The sequence below is a fragment of the Streptomyces sp. NPDC097129 genome (genome assembly GCF_055668065.1).
Map to the genome: position 1 here is coordinate 435,779 of NZ_JBVOQE010000002.1, position 15,387 is coordinate 451,165.

Annotated in this window: 18 protein-coding genes; 3 read left to right on the forward strand and 15 right to left on the reverse strand. The window is 72.9% G+C overall.

Annotation, left to right across the window (positions count from 1 at the left end):
- Positions 1 to 37: 37 nt before the first annotated feature.
- Together AC0B9F_RS07875 and AC0B9F_RS07880 are read right to left on the reverse strand one after the other, a co-directional pair.
- Positions 38 to 1,657, reverse strand: a complete 1,620-nt coding sequence (locus AC0B9F_RS07875) for an ABC-F family ATP-binding cassette domain-containing protein (RefSeq protein ID WP_471999700.1) — start codon at positions 1,655 to 1,657, stop codon at positions 38 to 40.
- 152 nt (positions 1,658 to 1,809) lie between these two features.
- Positions 1,810 to 2,466, reverse strand: a complete 657-nt coding sequence (locus tag AC0B9F_RS07880; RefSeq protein ID WP_471999703.1) for a histidine phosphatase family protein — start codon at positions 2,464 to 2,466, stop codon at positions 1,810 to 1,812.
- Between the two features lie 64 nt (positions 2,467 to 2,530).
- On the opposite strand from AC0B9F_RS07880, the gene AC0B9F_RS07885 reads away from it, so the two are divergent.
- The 3 genes from AC0B9F_RS07885 (at position 2,531) to AC0B9F_RS07895 (ending at position 5,172) form a co-directional block, all read left to right on the forward strand.
- The gene (locus tag AC0B9F_RS07885; protein ID WP_471999706.1) at positions 2,531 to 4,024 is read left to right on the forward strand and encodes a phosphatase PAP2 family protein; all 1,494 of its coding nucleotides are present in this window, start codon (positions 2,531 to 2,533) and stop codon (positions 4,022 to 4,024) included.
- Positions 4,025 to 4,137: 113 nt separating this feature from the next.
- Entirely contained in the window at positions 4,138 to 4,959 is an 822-nt protein-coding gene (locus AC0B9F_RS07890) for a class I SAM-dependent methyltransferase (protein WP_471999709.1), read from the forward strand.
- A 42-nt stretch (positions 4,960 to 5,001) separates the two neighbouring features.
- A complete protein-coding gene (locus tag AC0B9F_RS07895) occupies positions 5,002 to 5,172 on the forward strand; it encodes a hydrophobic protein (protein ID WP_363261920.1) in 171 nt (56 codons plus the stop codon).
- Between the two features lie 37 nt (positions 5,173 to 5,209).
- Here AC0B9F_RS07895 and AC0B9F_RS07900 read toward each other — a convergent pair whose 3' ends face one another.
- From AC0B9F_RS07900 to AC0B9F_RS07960, 13 genes are all read right to left on the reverse strand, one after another.
- A complete protein-coding gene (locus AC0B9F_RS07900; RefSeq protein ID WP_472000875.1) occupies positions 5,210 to 5,473 on the reverse strand; it encodes a gas vesicle protein K in 264 nt (87 codons plus the stop codon).
- Between the two features lie 11 nt (positions 5,474 to 5,484).
- Positions 5,485 to 5,694, reverse strand: a complete 210-nt coding sequence (locus AC0B9F_RS07905; protein WP_471999712.1) for a gas vesicle protein — start codon at positions 5,692 to 5,694, stop codon at positions 5,485 to 5,487.
- Positions 5,691 to 6,506, reverse strand: coding sequence for a GvpL/GvpF family gas vesicle protein (locus AC0B9F_RS07910; RefSeq protein WP_471999715.1), 816 nt, complete (start codon positions 6,504 to 6,506; stop codon positions 5,691 to 5,693). The genes AC0B9F_RS07905 and AC0B9F_RS07910 overlap by 4 nt, the downstream gene beginning before the upstream one ends.
- Positions 6,503 to 6,841, reverse strand: coding sequence for a gas vesicle protein (locus AC0B9F_RS07915; RefSeq protein WP_471999717.1), 339 nt, complete (start codon positions 6,839 to 6,841; stop codon positions 6,503 to 6,505). Before AC0B9F_RS07915 ends, AC0B9F_RS07910 begins: the two co-directional genes overlap by 4 nt.
- Entirely contained in the window at positions 6,838 to 8,046 is a 1,209-nt protein-coding gene (locus AC0B9F_RS07920; RefSeq protein WP_471999720.1) for an SRPBCC family protein, read from the reverse strand. Before AC0B9F_RS07920 ends, AC0B9F_RS07915 begins: the two co-directional genes overlap by 4 nt.
- The gene (locus tag AC0B9F_RS07925) at positions 8,043 to 8,690 is read right to left on the reverse strand and encodes a DNA primase (RefSeq protein ID WP_471999722.1); all 648 of its coding nucleotides are present in this window, start codon (positions 8,688 to 8,690) and stop codon (positions 8,043 to 8,045) included. The genes AC0B9F_RS07920 and AC0B9F_RS07925 overlap by 4 nt, the downstream gene beginning before the upstream one ends.
- Entirely contained in the window at positions 8,687 to 8,950 is a 264-nt protein-coding gene (locus AC0B9F_RS07930) for a gas vesicle protein GvpG (protein ID WP_471999724.1), read from the reverse strand. Before AC0B9F_RS07930 ends, AC0B9F_RS07925 begins: the two co-directional genes overlap by 4 nt.
- A gap of 4 nt (positions 8,951 to 8,954) precedes the next feature.
- Entirely contained in the window at positions 8,955 to 9,728 is a 774-nt protein-coding gene (locus AC0B9F_RS07935) for a GvpL/GvpF family gas vesicle protein (RefSeq protein ID WP_471999726.1), read from the reverse strand.
- The gene (locus AC0B9F_RS07940) at positions 9,725 to 10,147 is read right to left on the reverse strand and encodes a gas vesicle structural protein GvpA (protein WP_471999728.1); all 423 of its coding nucleotides are present in this window, start codon (positions 10,145 to 10,147) and stop codon (positions 9,725 to 9,727) included. The genes AC0B9F_RS07935 and AC0B9F_RS07940 overlap by 4 nt, the downstream gene beginning before the upstream one ends.
- Before the next feature lie 57 nt (positions 10,148 to 10,204).
- Positions 10,205 to 10,564, reverse strand: a complete 360-nt coding sequence (locus AC0B9F_RS07945) for a gas vesicle protein GvpO (protein WP_471999730.1) — start codon at positions 10,562 to 10,564, stop codon at positions 10,205 to 10,207.
- Positions 10,565 to 10,663: 99 nt separating this feature from the next.
- The gene (gene ligD / locus AC0B9F_RS07950) at positions 10,664 to 11,593 is read right to left on the reverse strand and encodes a non-homologous end-joining DNA ligase (protein WP_471999732.1); all 930 of its coding nucleotides are present in this window, start codon (positions 11,591 to 11,593) and stop codon (positions 10,664 to 10,666) included.
- On the reverse strand, positions 11,590 to 13,437 hold the full coding sequence (locus tag AC0B9F_RS07955) for a transketolase (protein ID WP_471999734.1): 1,848 nt from the start codon (positions 13,435 to 13,437) through the stop codon (positions 11,590 to 11,592). Before AC0B9F_RS07955 ends, ligD begins: the two co-directional genes overlap by 4 nt.
- The gene (locus AC0B9F_RS07960; protein ID WP_471999735.1) at positions 13,434 to 14,864 is read right to left on the reverse strand and encodes an NAD(P)/FAD-dependent oxidoreductase; all 1,431 of its coding nucleotides are present in this window, start codon (positions 14,862 to 14,864) and stop codon (positions 13,434 to 13,436) included. The genes AC0B9F_RS07955 and AC0B9F_RS07960 overlap by 4 nt, the downstream gene beginning before the upstream one ends.
- Between the last annotated feature and the right edge of the window lie 523 nt (positions 14,865 to 15,387).

Genomic DNA, 15,387 nt, shown 5'->3' on the forward strand with positions numbered 1-15,387 from the left:
ACCACACCGGACGAGCGACGGGTACCGCTGACCGCGGCTAGCGCGCCCGCTCCACCCGTCGTTCGTCCCACACCGGCTCCGGGGTCTCGCGGAGCCTGCCGTCCGAGCCGAAGACCAGGTAACGGTCGAAGGAGCGGGCGAACCAGCGGTCGTGGGTGACGGCGAGGACCGTGCCCTCGTACGCCTCCAGGCCCTCCTGGAGGGCTTCGGCCGACTCCAGGTCGAGGTTGTCGGTGGGCTCGTCCAGCAGCAGGGCGGTGGCCCCGGCGAGTTCCAGCAGCAGGATCTGGAAGCGGGCCTGCTGGCCGCCGGAGAGACGGTCGAAGGTCTGCTCGGCCTGCTGAGTCAGCTCGTAGCGGCGCAGCCGGGACATCGCCGCGCCCCGGTCCTGGGAGTGCTCCGTCCACAGGATGTCCAGCAGCGTGCGGCCCATCAGCTCGGGGTGCGCGTGGGTCTGCGCGAAGTGCCCCGGCACGACCCGCGCGCCCAGCTTCCACTGTCCCGTGTGCGCCACGTCCCCACCGGCGAGCAGCCGCAGGAAGTGCGACTTGCCGGAGCCGTTGGAGCCGAGGACGGCGACCCGTTCGCCGTAGAAGACCTCCAGGTCGAACGGCTTCATGAGGCCGGTGAGTTCGAGGGCCTCGCAGGTGACGGCGCGTATGCCGGTGCGGCCGCCCCTCAGACGCATGGTGATGTCCTGCTCGCGGGGCGGCTCGGGCGGCGGACCGGCCTCCTCGAACTTGCGCAGCCGGGTCTGCGCCGCCGCGTAGCGGGAGGCCATCTCATGGCTGACGCTGGCGGCCTGCCGCAGATTCAGCACCAGCTTCTTCAGCTGGGCGTGCTTCTCGTCCCAGCGGCGGCGCAACTCCTCGAAGCGGGCGAAGCGTTCCCGGCGGGCCTCGTGGTAGGTGGCGAAGCCGCCGCCGTGCACCCACGCGTCGGCGCCGGCCGGCCCGGGCTCGACCGAGACGATCTTCTCGGCGGCGCGGGAGAGGAGTTCACGGTCGTGTGAGACGAACAGGACGGTCTTGCGGGTCTCCCGCAGCCGTTCCTCCAGCCAGCGCTTGCCGGGCACGTCGAGATAGTTGTCGGGCTCGTCGAGCAGCAGTACCTCGTCGGTGCCGCGCAGCAGCGCCTCCAGCACCAGCCGCTTCTGTTCGCCGCCGGACAGTGTGCGCACCTGCCGGTACTGCGCCTTGTCGTACGGCACGCCGAGCGCGGCCGTGCTGCACATGTCCCACAGCGTCTCGGCCTCGTAGCCGCGCACCTCGGCCCAGTCGGCGAGGGCCTGCGCGTACTGCAGCTGGGCGGCCTCGTCGTCGACGGTGAGCAGGGCGTGCTCGGCGGCGTCGACGGCGGCCGCGGCCTCGCGGATGCGGGGCGGCGCGACGGAGACCAGCAGGTCGCGTACGGTCGTGTCGTCCCGTACGGACCCGACGAACTGCCGCATCACGCCGAGCCCGCCGCTGACGGTGACGCTCCCGCCGTGCGGTTTCAGCTCGCCGGAGATCAGCCTGAGCAGTGTGGTCTTCCCGGCCCCGTTCGGGCCGACGAGCGCGACGGCGGCGCCTTCGCCCACCCGGAAGGACACGTCACCGAGCAGTGCCCTCCCGTCGGGGAGGTAGTACTCCAGGTGCGCGGCTTCCAGATGTCCCATGGGCAGGCATTCTCCGGTGCGGTACCGAGCGAGGGCAAACTCTTATGGCGGGGGCCGGGTGCGGCCCCGGCGGGCCGCGTCACTCGGGGCCCGCGTGCGGCGACGGCGGACCGCGTCAGTCGGGGTAGGTGGTGCGGCCCCGGCGGGCCGCGTCACTCGGCGGCCGGGACGGCCTCTCCCGTCGGGCCCGCCTCGCCCGAGGGCACCACCGTCTCGTCCGCCCAGGTCAGGGCCGTCCAGCCGGCGGACGGGCTGCCTTCCAGGAGCACCACGCCGGTGTTGTGCAGGGGGTGCGCGGCGGCGAACTCGATGTCCACGTTGGCCGCGCGGGCCGCGGTCCACAGACGGATCACGGCGCCGTGGCTGACCAGCGCGACCGTCCCGGCGCCGGTCGCCGCGGCTTCGGCGACCACGTCGTCGTAGCGGGCCAGTACCTCCTCGCCGCTCTCGCCGCCGGGCACGCGCAGCGCGGTGTCTCCGGCCGCCCAGGCGAACACGGTCTTCATGTACAGCTCACCCTGGGGGCTGTCACCGGGCAGCATCTCCAGGTCGCCGGCCGTGACCTCCCGGATGCCGTCGCGGACGCGCACGTCGAGGCCGCGGGCGGCGGCCAGCGGGGCGGCGGTGAGCCGGGTGCGGACCAGGGTGGAGGCGTAGAGCGCCGTGATGTCCTCGCCCGCGAGCGCGTCCGGCAGCGCGGCGGCCTGCTGTTCGCCGAGGGCCGTCAGTCCGGGTCCGGGTGCCGCCGTGTCCAGCAGGTGCCGCACATTGGACGGGGTCTCGGCGTGGCGGACGAGCAGCAGACGCATTCGGCGGTCCTCCGTGCGGTGTCCCCCCTGGTCGGCAACGGCCACTTCAGGGTAACCGCCAGGTATGAGTCCCGATGTCGACCTCACCTCGCCCCGGTCCGAAGGGCACCGCCTGCGGCAGAAGCTGCTCGCCCTGGACTGCCGTCTCTTCGAGTTCGCCGCCGAGCGGCACTGGCCGGCCGCCGAGCCGGTGCTGCCCCGGCTGAGCCGCAGCGCCAACCACGGACTGCTCTGGTTCGCGACGGCGGCCGCCATCGCGGCGAGCCGCACTCCCCGGGGCCGCCGGGCCGCCGCGCGCGGCGTGGCCTCGCTCGCGCTGGCCTCGCTGACCGTCAACACGCTCGGCAAGCGCTCGGTGCGCCGCGACCGGCCGGTGCTGGACCCGGTGCCGCTGGTGCGGCAGCTGAAGCGGCAGCCGATCACCACGTCCTTCCCGTCGGGCCACGCGGCGTCGGCGGCCGCGTTCGCGACCGGGGTGGCGCTTGAGTCCCCCGCCTGGGGCGCGGCCGTGGCGCCGGTGGCGTTCTCGGTGGCGATGTCCCGGGTGTACACCGGCGTGCACTTCCCGAGCGACGTGCTGGCCGGCGCGGCCCTCGGCGCGGGCGCCGCCTTCGCGGTACGCGGCCTGGCGCCCACCCGGGGACAGCTGGCGCCGCCGGCCCGGCCGCGTGCGGACGCCCCGGCACTGCCGGACGGGCAGGGCCTGGTGCTGGTGGCGAACACCGCGGCGGGCACCGCCGACCGGGTGCGGGCGCTGCGGGACGCGCTGCCGGCCGCGGAGGTCGTGGAGTGCGCGCCCGAAGACGTGCCGGCGGAGCTGGAGAAGGCGGCGGCACGGGCGGTCGCGCTCGGCGTGTGCGGCGGCGACGGCACGGTGAACACGGCCGCCGAGGTCGCCCTGCGCCACGGGCTGCCGCTGGCGGTGCTGCCCGGCGGAACCCTCAACCACTTCGCCCTCGACCTGGGCCTGGAGGACGCCCGCGACCTCACCGGGGCGCTGACGCGGGGCGAGGCGGTGCGCGTGGACGTGGGCCGGTTCACCTCCGGTGAGCAGCGCGGCATCTTCGTCAACACGCTCAGCCTCGGCGTGTACCCGGAGCTGGTGACCGAGCGGGACCGCTGGGCGCACCGCATTGGCGATTGGCCGGCCGGGGTGCTGGCGGCGCTGCGCGTGCTGCGCGCCGACCGGCATCCGCTGGAGGCGGAACTGGGCGGCCGGCCGCGCCCGCTGTGGCTGCTGTTCGTCGGCAACGGCACCTACCACCGCATGGGGCTCACCCCGGGCCGCCGTCTGGACCTGGCGGACGGGCAGCTGGACGTGCGGGTGGTGCACGGCGGGCGTCACCCGGCGCTGCGGCTGCTGGCCGCCGCCGTCGCGGGCCCCCTCACCCGGTCTCCCGCGCACGCCGCGGTGCAGGTGCCCCGGCTGCGGCTGGCCGGCGTCACCCCGGGCACCCTGCTCGCGTACGACGGTGAAGTGGCCGAGGTGCAGGGGGAGGTGACGGTGGAGAAGCTGCCGCGGGCGCTGACCGTCTATCGTCCCGTCCCCACTCGCTGACGCACCGTCAGTCCATATAGCAATACGCGTATCTCATCATGCGGCCGACGCGCGTACCGTGGCGAGCACCGGCCGGGGGTGTCCGGACCGGGCTCGACGAGGAGGGCACAGCCATGCCGGAAGCGCAGGAGACGGCCGTCTACACGCACGGGCACCACGCGTCGGTGCTGCGATCGCACACCTGGCGCACCGCCGCCAACTCGGCGGCCTACCTGCTCGGCTCGCTGAAGCCCCACATGAAGGTCCTGGACATCGGCTGCGGCCCGGGCACCATCACCGCCGACCTGGCCGCGCTGGTCCCCGACGGCCACGTCACCGGCGTCGACCGGGCGGCGGGCGTGCTGGAGAAGGCCCGGGCCGAGGCCGCCGGGCGGGGCCTGACGAACGTCGACTTCGCCACCGCCGACGTGCAGGCCCTGGACTTCCCGGACGACACCTTCTGCGTGGTCCACGCCCACCAGGTGCTGCAGCACGTCAGCGACCCGGTGCGGGCACTGCGCGAGATGAAGCGGGTCACGCGGCCCGGCGGCTTCATCGCGGTCCGCGACGCGGACTACGCGGCGATGACCTGGTACCCGCAGCTGCCCGGACTGGACGACTGGCTGGCGCTGTACCACCGGGTCGCCCGCGCCAACGGCGGCGAACCGGACGCGGGGCGCCGGCTGACGGCGTGGGCACGCGCGGCGGGCCTGGCCGACGTGACGGCGACCTCCAGCACCTGGACGTTCGCCACGGCCGAGGAGCGGGAGTGGTGGAGCGGTCTGTGGGCCGAGCGCACGACGGCCTCCGCCTTCGCCGGGCAGGCCGTCTCCGACGGGCACGCCACCGAGGCACAGCTGACCGCGGCGGCGGCTGCCTGGCGGGAATGGGGAAAGAACGAGGACGGCTGGTTCGCGGTGCTGCACGGCGAAATTCTGTGCCGAAAGGAAGTCTGAATCGCCTTTTTCGGGTAACCCGGGAAGCAGGAGGTTCAGACTATGGTTCCCATCCTGCTGGTACTGCTTCTGGCGATCGTCCTTTTCGGTCTCGGATTCGCAGTGAAGGTGCTGTGGTGGATCGCGCTGGCGGTTCTGGTTGTGTGGCTGCTGGGATTCCTGCTGCGGAGCACGGGCGCAGCGGGCGGCAGGGGCCGCTGGTACAGGTGGTGAGACAGCCGGGTGAGTGACCCGGGGGCTTCCCCGGGACTCAGTCCCGGGGAAGCAGCGGTCCGAGCGGCCCGAGGTCCAGATTCAGGTCCTCGGGCCGCAGTCCGTAGCGGTCCCGGAGTTCCGCCATGCGGTCCTCCAGCAGCATCAGGGTCAGCCCGATGCGCTCCTCCTGGTCCTCGGTCAGGCCGCCCTCGTCGAAACGGCGCACGGCCTGCCGCTCCATGAGCTGACGCAGCAGCTCCACGACGGTCAGGACGAGCTTGACCAGGTCCCGTTCCACCGTGTCGGGATCGAGGTCCATACGACGGTCGGTCACGGCAGCTCCTTGCGCGCGGCGACCAGCGGGTCGAACGGCGAGGGCACCTGGGCGTTCACCGAGCTGATCAGCGCGTTGAGGTCGATGCGCACCAGATCGACGTCGGCGATGCGCAAAGTGATGTCCCCCGTGATCACCACCCCGCCGGCCAGCAGCCGGTCGAGCAGGTCCACCAGGGCGATCTCACGGCGTTCGACGACGGTCACGCCGATCCCTCCCCCACCGGCCGCGGCGTCTCCACGAACGAATAGGCCGCCCAGGGGCCCGTGAGTTCCACACGCATTCCCGGGACGTCGTCCTTCGTCCGGTCCACGAGTTCCACGAATTCCTCCGACGCCGCCCGCGGCACCAGGTAGGCCGCATTGAGCACATTGCGTCCGGTCGACCCGGAAAGCGCCGGGTTCTGCGGCGCGTGCACCCGGGAATCCTCGGCGTGCGCCGAAAGGGACTCGTGCAGCCGCGTGGCGAATTCCTCGGCCTTTTGCCACATGTCCTCGTGCGCCCTCGCGCGCATGCTGCGCCGGCGCAGATAGTCCCGCCCCGACGGGATGGGCGCCGCCCCGGAGTCTTCCTCGGAGTCGGGCCGCGGTGACGGGGTCGCGCGCTGGGCGTCCTCGCCCTGCGCCTCCGCGTACACCTTCACACCCCACTCGACCTTGCCCTGGAGCCGGTCCAGGGTGCGGCGGAAGTCGCGCTCACGCGCCTCCATCATGGTGCGCACCCCGCTGTCGTCGTGGAAGACGGTGCCCAGGCGCAGCGGCAGCGGCGTGGTGACCACGGTCAGCGCGTCGATCACGCCCTGGTGGGCGCGGGCGGTCGCGGTCACCCAGTCGAGATCCTCCAGGTGCGCCCGCAGCGGCTCCTCGGCGAAGTCCCGCGCCGGGACCTCGCTGTAGACGGCGACCAGCCCGTGGTGGGTCAGATGCCGGGGCGGTGCGCCGCCGACCCCCGTCAGCTGCGCCTGGAGGGGCGCGCTGAACGGGCGGCACACGGCGTACACGTAGCGCAGTCCGGTCATGGGGCCTCCTCCTGGCCGCGTCCGGGCTCCAGCTCCGCCAGCCGGGCCCGCAGCTCGGCGTTCTCCCGGGTGAGTTCGTCGCGCCGGGCTCGGCTGGAGAGCGCCGGGTCGGTCTCCCACCAGTCGATGCCCATCTCCTTGGCCTTGTCCACCGAGGCGACGATGAGCCGCAGCTTGATGGTGAGCAGTTCGATGTCGAGCAGGTTGATCCGGATGTCGCCCGCGATGACGATGCCCTTGTCCAGGACGCGCTCGAGGATGTCGGCGAGGTTGGCTCCGCTGCCGCTGCCGTAGGGCTCGGGCATGCGGCCGGACATGGGGCTGGGTGTGGTCATCGCCGGCTCCCGGAGTACTCGTCCTCGTCCTCCTCTTCTTCCTCGTACTCGTCATCGGCGTCCTCGGCGCCCTCGTCCTCGTAGCCCTCCTCGGGCTCGTCCTCGTCCTCCTCCTCGTCCTCTTCCTCGTCGTACGGCTCCTCGTCCTCCTCCTCGTCCGCGGGGGCCTGCTGGTCCTCGTCCTCGGCGGTTTCCTCGTCGTCGTACTCGTCCTCGGCCTCGTCGCCTTCCGCCTCGTCGCCTTCGGCCTGCTTGCCTTCCGGCTCCTCGCCCTCGCCTTCGGTCTCGTCGCCTTCCGCCTCCTCGGCCTCCAGCGCCTCCTCGTGGCTGCGGACGACCTCGCCGTCCTGGATCTCGCCGCGCCAGCCCTCGTCCGCCTCTCCCTTGAGGGTGATGTAGCGGGCGTAGTTCTTCAGGTCGAGGCGGACCCGGCGGCCCTGGGCGCGCCAGATGTTGCCGGTCTTCTCGAACAGGCCGGAGGGGTAGTACTCGATCACCAGCAGGACGCGGGTGAGGTTGTCCGCCAGCCGGTGGAAGGTGACCGCGCCCTTGGTGCTGCCCTTGGCGCCCTCCGACGTCCAGGTGATGCGGTAGTCGGGGACCTGCTCGGTGGTCGTGGCCTTCCAGCTGCGGCTGGACCAGAACACCTTCGCCTGCCAGTCGGAGTGGGTGTCGTCGGCGCGGCTCGCGCTCTTGACGCCCTTGGCGAAGGTGCCGAAGTCCTGGTACCGGGTCCACTGGTCGTAGGCGGTGCGCAGCGGCACACCGACGTCGATGTGCTCGATGATCACCGTCGGCTTGTTGCCGGCCTTGCCCTTGCCGCCCTTCTTGCCGCCGCCGCCGAGACCCTTCAGCTTGTCCATCACGCTGTCCTTGGCGTGTGAGGCGCCGAGTTCCAGGGCACTGCGCACCGGGCCCTTGCCCTCGGCGATCTTGCGTCCGCCCTCCAGCGCCAGCTTGGCGAAGCCCGGGCTGTTGCCCTCGGCGATGTCGTTGAGTTTCCCGGTGGTCTCACCGAGCTTGCGCCCGACGCCGCTGAGCATCCGGGTCGCCTGCGCGGCGAGGTAGTCCTGCAGCTCGGCCTTGAGCCGGTCGGCGGCCTCGCTGTGCGCCAGGTCGCTGAGCGGGTTCTTGCCCGCCCCGTCGCCGGCGGTGCCTGCCGCGCCACGCGCGGCCGAGCCGGCCGCTCCCAGGGTCTCGGTCATCGTTCACCGCCTCCCTTCGCCTGCTGATCCCGGCCGGCCGTCTTCGCGGCCGGCTTGCGGGCCGAGGCGGTCTTCTTCGCGGCGGCGCCGTGGCCCGGCGCCTTCTTGGCGGCCTTCTTGGCGGGAGCCGCCTTCTTCGCCGGGGCGTTCTTCGCCGGGGCCTTCTTGGCCGCCTTCTTCGCCGGCCGGTCCGACCTCGCCGTCTTCTTCGCCGGGGCGTCGCGCTCGTCGCGCGGCTCCTCCTCGTCGTCGGCGCCCTCGTCCCGGCCCTCGCCGTCGTCCTCGAACTCCTCGTCCTCGTCGTCGTCCCGCTCGGAGCGGCCGGAGCCGCCGGAGAGCTGGTCGCGCATGTCGGCGGTACGGGAGTGCAGCCGGTCGGCGAGGGCGCCGATCTGCCGCTCGACGAGAGCGCCGGAAGCCGCCTTGCCGACCCCGCGCAGGTCCCCGCGCAGCTGGTCCCCGATCTCCTTGACCTGGGGATTGTTCTTGAGCTGCTGATTGACCAGGTCCGCGACCATGCGCGGGCTCAGGTTCATTTTCTTGCCGGCGACCATACCCCCGACGGCGAGCGCCAGCTTCGCCTTCTTGGTACGTCCGAGGACGTACCCTGCCCCTATCGCGAGGCCCAGTCCCACTCGGTTCATTGTGCTGTCCACTCACCTGTTCCCGCGCTCGCGCGCGTCGCAGTCTCCAGCCGGTCGAGCAGTTCGTCCTCCTGCCGGTCGAACTCCTCCTCGGTGATCTCTCCGGCTTCCAGCTGTTCCTCCAGGCGGGCCAGCTCGGTCCGGATGGTGGCGGGGTCGTAGTAGATCCGCTCCGCTTCCTGGAGCACCTGTTTGATCACCCAGCCGCCGCCGCGCACCGGAGCGAACGGCAGCAGCAGCACCTCACCGAGCAGGCCCATGCCCTCACCCCTCTTCGGTCTCCGCGCTGCCGGCCAGGGTGGCCGTGTGCTCGGCCGGGCCCGGGTCGACGAAGCTGTAGGGCGGCAGCGGGCCGTTGACGCGGATCTCCAGCTGCGGCATGTCCGTGCGGGCCTGCTCGACGGCGGCCAGGAACTGCTCGGCGCTGTCCTTCTCCACCAGGTAGGACGTGTTGGCCAGCCAGCCGGTGGACTCCGGGCCCGCGCTGACCGCGTCGGCGAGCGGCTCCAGGAGCCGCTGCAGCACCGTGCCGTCCTCGGCCTCCTTGGCCTTCACGGCGGCGGCGACCAGCTCGCCGAGGCGCAGCTTGTCGTCGTAACTCCCGCCGCCCGACTTCCGGTTGGCCTCGGCGAGGCTGCGGATCTCCGGGCTCTCGGACATCACCCGGTGCAGGACCGCCTCCTCCACGTGGTTGGCCTTGACGTTGTACTCGACGCGGCCGTCGAGCGCGCGCAGGCGTTCCTTGTAGTGGTCGGCGCGCTCGGTGAGCACCGCGGTGACGGTGTCGTCGTCCGGGGCGACGCTGCCGAACCGCATGGGCAGCACGCAGCCGCCCGATCCCGCCTCGCCGAGCACGGTCTGGTGGGCGAGCAGGTCGCGCCGCTTGGGGCGCAGCCCCTCGGGGGCGTCGCTGACGACGGCCGCCAGCTCGCCGGCCCTCAGGATGCGGACCGGCCGGGCGGGCTCGCCCACGCCGTCCATGCCGTCAGGGAGCTTCGGGTGGGAGCTCGCCGCGATGCCGTAGACGTACGTGCTCACTCCTGCTCCTCCTTCCGGCGGGACGCCGTGCTCTTGCGGGGACGCCGCCGCTCGGTGTCACCCTCCTCGCGTGCCTGGTTGAACGCGTCGGAGATGGTCTGCGCGGCGCCGGACAGGGCGCCCTTGGACTTGCCGCGCGCACCGGACTCGGTGATCTCTCCGACCAGGTCGGGCAGGCCGGGGTCCCTGTGCGGCCCCGCTTCCAGGTCGAGCCGGTTGCACGCCTCGGCGAAGCGCAGGTAGGTGTCGACGCTGGCCACCACGACCCGTACGTCGATCTTCAGGATCTCGATGCCGACGAGGGACACCCGCACGAACGCGTCGATGACAAGCCCCCTGTCGAGGACGAGCTCGAGAACGTCGTAGAGACCGCTGGTGCCGCCTCCGCCGCCGGACTGCTGTGCCGGGACAACGGTCATACCGACCGTGCCTCCTTCTGTCGTGATCGTGTGTGTTCGGTCGTCGGGAGCGGTGGTCTACCGGCCGCCTCGGGCGTCGGCCCGGCCCCGCTCGTAACGACGGACCTTGCGGTATCCGGTGAGCTCACCTTCGGGATCCAGTTCCACGTGGTAGCTCGCCATCAGGCTCATCGTGTCGGGCACCCGGGCGAGTTCGAGGACCTCGACCTCCAGCTCCCAGCCGTCCTGCGTCTGCTCGAAGGACGACACGGACTCCGGATTCATACCGGTCAGCTCTGCCAGCTGGGCCCGCGCGTTGCGCAGCACCTCCATCGGGCTCAGCCGCTGTTCGGCGGGTTCCCGCTCCTGGGCGGTCGGCCGCTCTTCGGATTCGTTCGGTGAATTCTGCGAATCTCGCGTGTCTTTTGTGTTCGCCATGGCCACCTCTCTCCTCCGTGTGGCCGCTCGTTCCATGGCCAAACCTTCACGGTGGCAGGGCCCGCCGCAGGAGCGCTTTCGCTCGCCCAGCGTGTCCGGTCAACCGCGCAGCGCATCCAGTCGCCGCCGGGCCGGCCCCAGCGCGCGGCCGCGCCTCATCACCCCGGCCCACGGGTTGGTGCGGGCCTGGTCGACGGCGTCGGCGATGGTCCAGCGGCGGGCGTCGACCCCGGCGTCGTCGAGCTGGTCCCAGGTGAGGGGCACCGCGACGGGCGCGCCGGGCAGGGCGCGCACGGTGAAGGGGACGACGGCGGTCTGCGCGTACCCGTTGCGCTGGACGTCGAGGTAGAGCCGCTCGCCGCGGTCCTTCTTGCGGGCGGCGGTGGTGAGCCGGCCGGGGTGCTCGGCGGCCAGCAGCTCGGCCGCGTCGCGCGCGAACTGCCGTACGGTGTCGAAGTCCTGATGGCCGGCCAGGGGCACGACGACGTGCACTCCTCGCGATCCGGTGGTCATCGGGGCCGAGGGCAGACGCAGGTCGTCGAGCAGGCCGCCCAGCCACCGGGCGGCCTCCAGGACGGCCTCGAAGTCGTCGCCGGACGGGTCGAGGTCGAAGACCATCCGGTCCGGCGTGTCGATACTGCCGGTGCGGGAGAGCCAGCGGTGAAAGGTGAGACAGGCCTGGTCGGCGAGGTAGACAAGGGTGGAGGTGTCGTCGCACACGGTGTGGCAGACCGTGCCGTCCTCCTTCGGCAGCTCGACACGGGTGATCCACTCCGGATAGTGCTCCGGAGTGTTCTTCTGCATGAACCGGGGCCCGTCGACGCCGTCCGGATGCCGTTCGAGCATCAGCGGCCGGCCGCGCAGATGCGGCAGCATGAACGCGGCGACGGACCGGTAGTAGTCGACCAGATCGCCCTTGGTGTACTCCTTCGCGCCCGGGCCGCCGGGGAAGAGGACCTTGTCGGGCCGGTGCACCGGCACACTGCGGTGCCCGGCCCGCACCGTCCGCGTCTCGTCGCGGTCGCTCACCGCACGACCGCCTCCCCCACCAGCAGCCGCCCGGCCGCCGCGATGGACTCGGCGTCGATGCCGGAGGCGTGCAGCTGCTCCTCGGGCGTGGCCGATCCCGGCATGTTGCGCACCCCGAGCCGCACCAGCCGCGGCACGGGACGCCCGTCGGCGAAGGCCTCCGCCACGGCGTCGCCGAGGCCGCCCTCGGGATGGTGGTCCTCGACGGTGAGGAGGCAGCCGGTGTCCTCGGCGGCCCGCCACAGCGTCTCGGTGTCGACGGGCTTGACCGAGTACAGATCGATCACGCGCGCGGCGATGTCCTGCGCGGCCAGCGCGTCCGCGGCGGCGAGCGCCTCGGGCACGGTGACCCCGGCGGCGACGATCGTCAGCCGGTCACTGCCGGAGGAGCGCAGCACCTTGCTGCCGCCGACGGGGAACTCCTCGTCGGGCCCGTACAGCACCGGGCTCTTGCCGCGCGAGGTGCGCAGATAGCGGATGCCGTCCAGGTCGGCCATGGCGGCGGTCAGCTTCGCCGTCTGGTTGGCGTCGCACGGGTACAGGACGGTGGAGCCGTGCACGGCCCGCATCATCGCCAGGTCCTCGACGCCCATCTGGGACGGCCCGTCCTGCCCGATGGAGACGCCGGCGTGGGAGCCGACGAGATTGATGCCGGATCCGCTGATGGCCGCCATGCGCACGAAGTCGTGGGCGCGGGTGAGGAAGGCGGCGAACGTGGAGGCGTACGGCACCCAGCCGCGCGCGGCGACTCCGACGGCGACCGCGACCATCTGCTGCTCGGCGATGTAGCACTCGATGTACCGCTCGGGGTGCTCCTTGCCGAACAGCTCCGCCCGCGTGGAGTCGCCGACCTCGCCGTCGAGCGCGACGATGTCGCCGCGCCCGTGTCCGAGGGCGGCGAGGGCCTTGCCGTACGCGTCCCGCGTGGCGGCCTCCTCGCCCTTGTCCCAGCGGGGCAGCTCATAGGGCGAGCTGGTCGCGGACCGCACCACGGTGACGGTCGGCGGCTCGTGCACCTGCACCCGCAGGTCGCGCACCCCGCCGAGCTGTGCGATGGCCTCCTCCGCCTCCGGCAGCGGCTTGCCGTGCAGTCCCTCGCGGTCCTCGACGCCCTCGACGCCCTTGCCCTTGAGGGTGCGGGCGATGATCGCCGTGGGCTGCCCTGCGGTGGACAGGGCTTCGCCGTAGGCGCGGTCGACGGCGTCGACGTCATGGCCGTCGATCTCGATGGTGTGCCAGCCGAACGCCCTGAAGCGGCGGGCGTAGGCGTCGAGGTCGTGGCCGTGCCGGGTGGGTCCGCGCTGCCCGAGCCGGTTGACGTCGACGATCGTGATCAGGTTGTCGAGGTGCTCGTGGCCGGCCTGCTCGGCGGCCTCCCACACCGACCCCTCGGCGAGTTCGCTGTCGCCGGTGAGGACCCACACGCGGTAGCCGTCGTGCTCCAGCCGCTTGCCGGACAGCGCGATGCCGACCCCCACGGGCAGGCCCTGACCGAGCGAACCGGTGGCGGTCTCCACCCAGGGCAGCCGCTGCGGGGTGGGGTGCCCTTCGAAGCGGCTGCCGAGCGTGCGGAAGGTCAGCAGTTCCTCGTCGCCGATCGCCCCGGCCGCCTTGTACGCGGCGTACAGCAGGGGCGAGGCGTGGCCCTTGGAGAGCACGAAACGGTCGTTGCCGGGATGGTCGGGCCGGTCGAAGTCGTAGCGCAGGTGGTGGGCGAGCAGGACGGCCATCAGATCGGCCGCGGACATCGAGGACGTCGGATGCCCGGAGCCCGCTGCGGCGGCCGCGCGCACGCTGTCCACGCGCAACTGCTGGCCGAGTTCGACGAGTTCACCGGTGTTCATGAGTCTCCTTGAGCGTCGGGATCGGTTGGGTCGGTGCGCCGGAGGGGACCGGGCGCGGGACGGTCCTGCTCGGGGGCGTGGGAACCGGGCCGCTGGGCGGGCGCGGCCTCCTGCCGCTTCGGCCCCCCGGGCGTGCGGGCCTGCTCCGGCGAAGCCCGGTCCAGGGGCATCGACCAGGACCGTACGAGCCCCAACTGGACGCCCTGGCGCGGCAGTACGGTGTCGAGCAGCCAGTCGGCGGCGACGCGCACCCGGTTCCCGGGCATCGCCGCGAGGTGGTAGCCGCGGGTGACGAGACCGGCGACGGGCCCCGACAGCGGAACGCCCAGCGGGTTGGCGGAGGCCTGCGCGCCGCCGAGGTCGACGACGAACCCCAGGTCCCGGTGCCGGTAGGAGCGCAGTGCGCCGCCGGTCAGCGAGGCGGCGACGTTCCGCGCGGCGGCCTTCCCCTGCCGCCACGCGTGCTGCGCGGTCATCGGGGTGTACGCCCCCGGCTCGTCGAGATCCGGTACGGCGGCGGCGTCACCGCAGGCGAAGACCTCGGGCCGCCCCGGCACCCGGAGGGTCGGCTCGACGAGCAGCCGTCCGCGCTCCAGCGGCAGGCCCAGCGACTCGGCGAGCGGATCGGGCCGGACGCCGACGCACCACACCAGGGTGCGGGTGCCGACGAACTCGCCGTCGGTGAGCAGGACACCCCGCTCGGTGGCCTCCTTCACGGAGGTCCCCATCCGCACGTCCACGCCCCGCTCGCGCAGCACCCGGCCGGCGGTGCGCGACAGGCGCTCGTCCAGCTCGGGCAGGACCCGTTCGGCGAGGTCGAGCAGCAGCCAGCGGGGGCGCATGCCGTGACGCGAGGGGTGCTCGCGCACCAGCGCGTCGGTGAAGAGCTGCCCCTGCGCGGCGACCTCGGTGCCGGTGTACCCGGCGCCGACGACGACGAACGTGCAGCGGGCGGCGCAGGCGTCGGGATCGTCACCACCGGCGGCCAGCTCGACCTGCCGGATGACGTGATCACGCAGGTAGAGCGCCTCGGGCAGCCCCCGGAAGCCGTGGGCGTGCTCAGCGACGCCCGGGACGGGCAGCAGCTTGTTGACACTGCCGGCGGCCAGCACGAGCCGGTCGTACGGCAGGGCACCACTCTCGCCCTCCGGCCCGGTGCAGTGCACGGTCCGCGCGTCGAGATCGACCCGCCCGACCTCCCCGAGCACCAGCCGCACACCCCGCAGGGTCCCGGCCAGCGACACGGTCACCCGGCGCGCCTCGAGTATCCCGGCGGCGACCTGCGGCAGCAGGGGCAGGTAGAGGAAGTAGTCGGTCGGGTTGACGAGCGTGATCTCGGCCCGCCCACGGGCCATCCGCCCCAGCACCCGAGCGGCCCGGTACCCGGCGAACCCCCCACCGACGATCACCACCCGCGGTCGACCCACAACACCCCACACCCTCCACATCCCACGCACAACGAACCGCCCTCCCGCGTTTCCCTCCGGGGGTGGACCAAACGTGACCGCCCCGGCGCCCCACCGGGGCGAGGGGCAACGCCCGGTCGCCCTGCCCGGGCGAGGGGCGAGGCCCGGTCGCCCTGCCCGGGCGAGGGGCGAGGCCCGGTCGCCCTGCCCGGGCGAGGGGCGAGGCCCGGTCGCCCTGCCCGGGCGAGGGGCGAAGCCCCGGCGCCCCGCCCAGGCCAGGGGCTGAGCCCCCGCGCCATAGCGGGGGCGAGGGCCCGGACCGGGGAAGGCGCGCGGGAGGCCCCCCTCCGGGGTCCGGGGCGGAGCCCCGTGACGTTGCCTCTTGCGCAAGCGACGCGGGTGGGCGGGTGGGCAAACACCCCCGGGGTCCGGGGCGGAGCCCCGTGACGGTGCCTCCTGCGCAAGCGAGACGGGTGGGTGGGTGGGCAAACACCCCCCAGGGTCTGGGGCGGAGCCCCAGGCAACCGCACCCCCGTCCCGTTGC

Excerpts from the sequence above, each read along its gene's own strand:
- AC0B9F_RS07875 (WP_471999700.1), bottom strand. The coding sequence starts at position 1,657 with ATGGGACATCTGGAAGCCGCGCACCTGGAGTACTACCTCCCCGACGGG.
- AC0B9F_RS07880 (WP_471999703.1), bottom strand. The coding sequence starts at position 2,466 with ATGCGTCTGCTGCTCGTCCGCCACGCCGAGACCCCGTCCAATGTGCGG.
- AC0B9F_RS07885 (WP_471999706.1), top strand. The coding sequence starts at position 2,531 with ATGAGTCCCGATGTCGACCTCACCTCGCCCCGGTCCGAAGGGCACCGC.
- AC0B9F_RS07890 (WP_471999709.1), top strand. The coding sequence starts at position 4,138 with ATGCCGGAAGCGCAGGAGACGGCCGTCTACACGCACGGGCACCACGCG.
- AC0B9F_RS07895 (WP_363261920.1), top strand. The coding sequence starts at position 5,002 with ATGGTTCCCATCCTGCTGGTACTGCTTCTGGCGATCGTCCTTTTCGGT.
- AC0B9F_RS07900 (WP_472000875.1), bottom strand. The coding sequence starts at position 5,473 with ATGGACCTCGATCCCGACACGGTGGAACGGGACCTGGTCAAGCTCGTC.
- AC0B9F_RS07910 (WP_471999715.1), bottom strand. The coding sequence starts at position 6,506 with ATGACCGGACTGCGCTACGTGTACGCCGTGTGCCGCCCGTTCAGCGCG.
- AC0B9F_RS07915 (WP_471999717.1), bottom strand. The coding sequence starts at position 6,841 with ATGACCACACCCAGCCCCATGTCCGGCCGCATGCCCGAGCCCTACGGC.
- AC0B9F_RS07920 (WP_471999720.1), bottom strand. The coding sequence starts at position 8,046 with ATGACCGAGACCCTGGGAGCGGCCGGCTCGGCCGCGCGTGGCGCGGCA.
- AC0B9F_RS07925 (WP_471999722.1), bottom strand. The coding sequence starts at position 8,690 with ATGAACCGAGTGGGACTGGGCCTCGCGATAGGGGCAGGGTACGTCCTC.
- AC0B9F_RS07930 (WP_471999724.1), bottom strand. The coding sequence starts at position 8,950 with ATGGGCCTGCTCGGTGAGGTGCTGCTGCTGCCGTTCGCTCCGGTGCGC.
- AC0B9F_RS07940 (WP_471999728.1), bottom strand. The coding sequence starts at position 10,147 with ATGACCGTTGTCCCGGCACAGCAGTCCGGCGGCGGAGGCGGCACCAGC.
- AC0B9F_RS07945 (WP_471999730.1), bottom strand. The coding sequence starts at position 10,564 with ATGGCGAACACAAAAGACACGCGAGATTCGCAGAATTCACCGAACGAA.
- AC0B9F_RS07955 (WP_471999734.1), bottom strand. The coding sequence starts at position 13,437 with ATGAACACCGGTGAACTCGTCGAACTCGGCCAGCAGTTGCGCGTGGAC.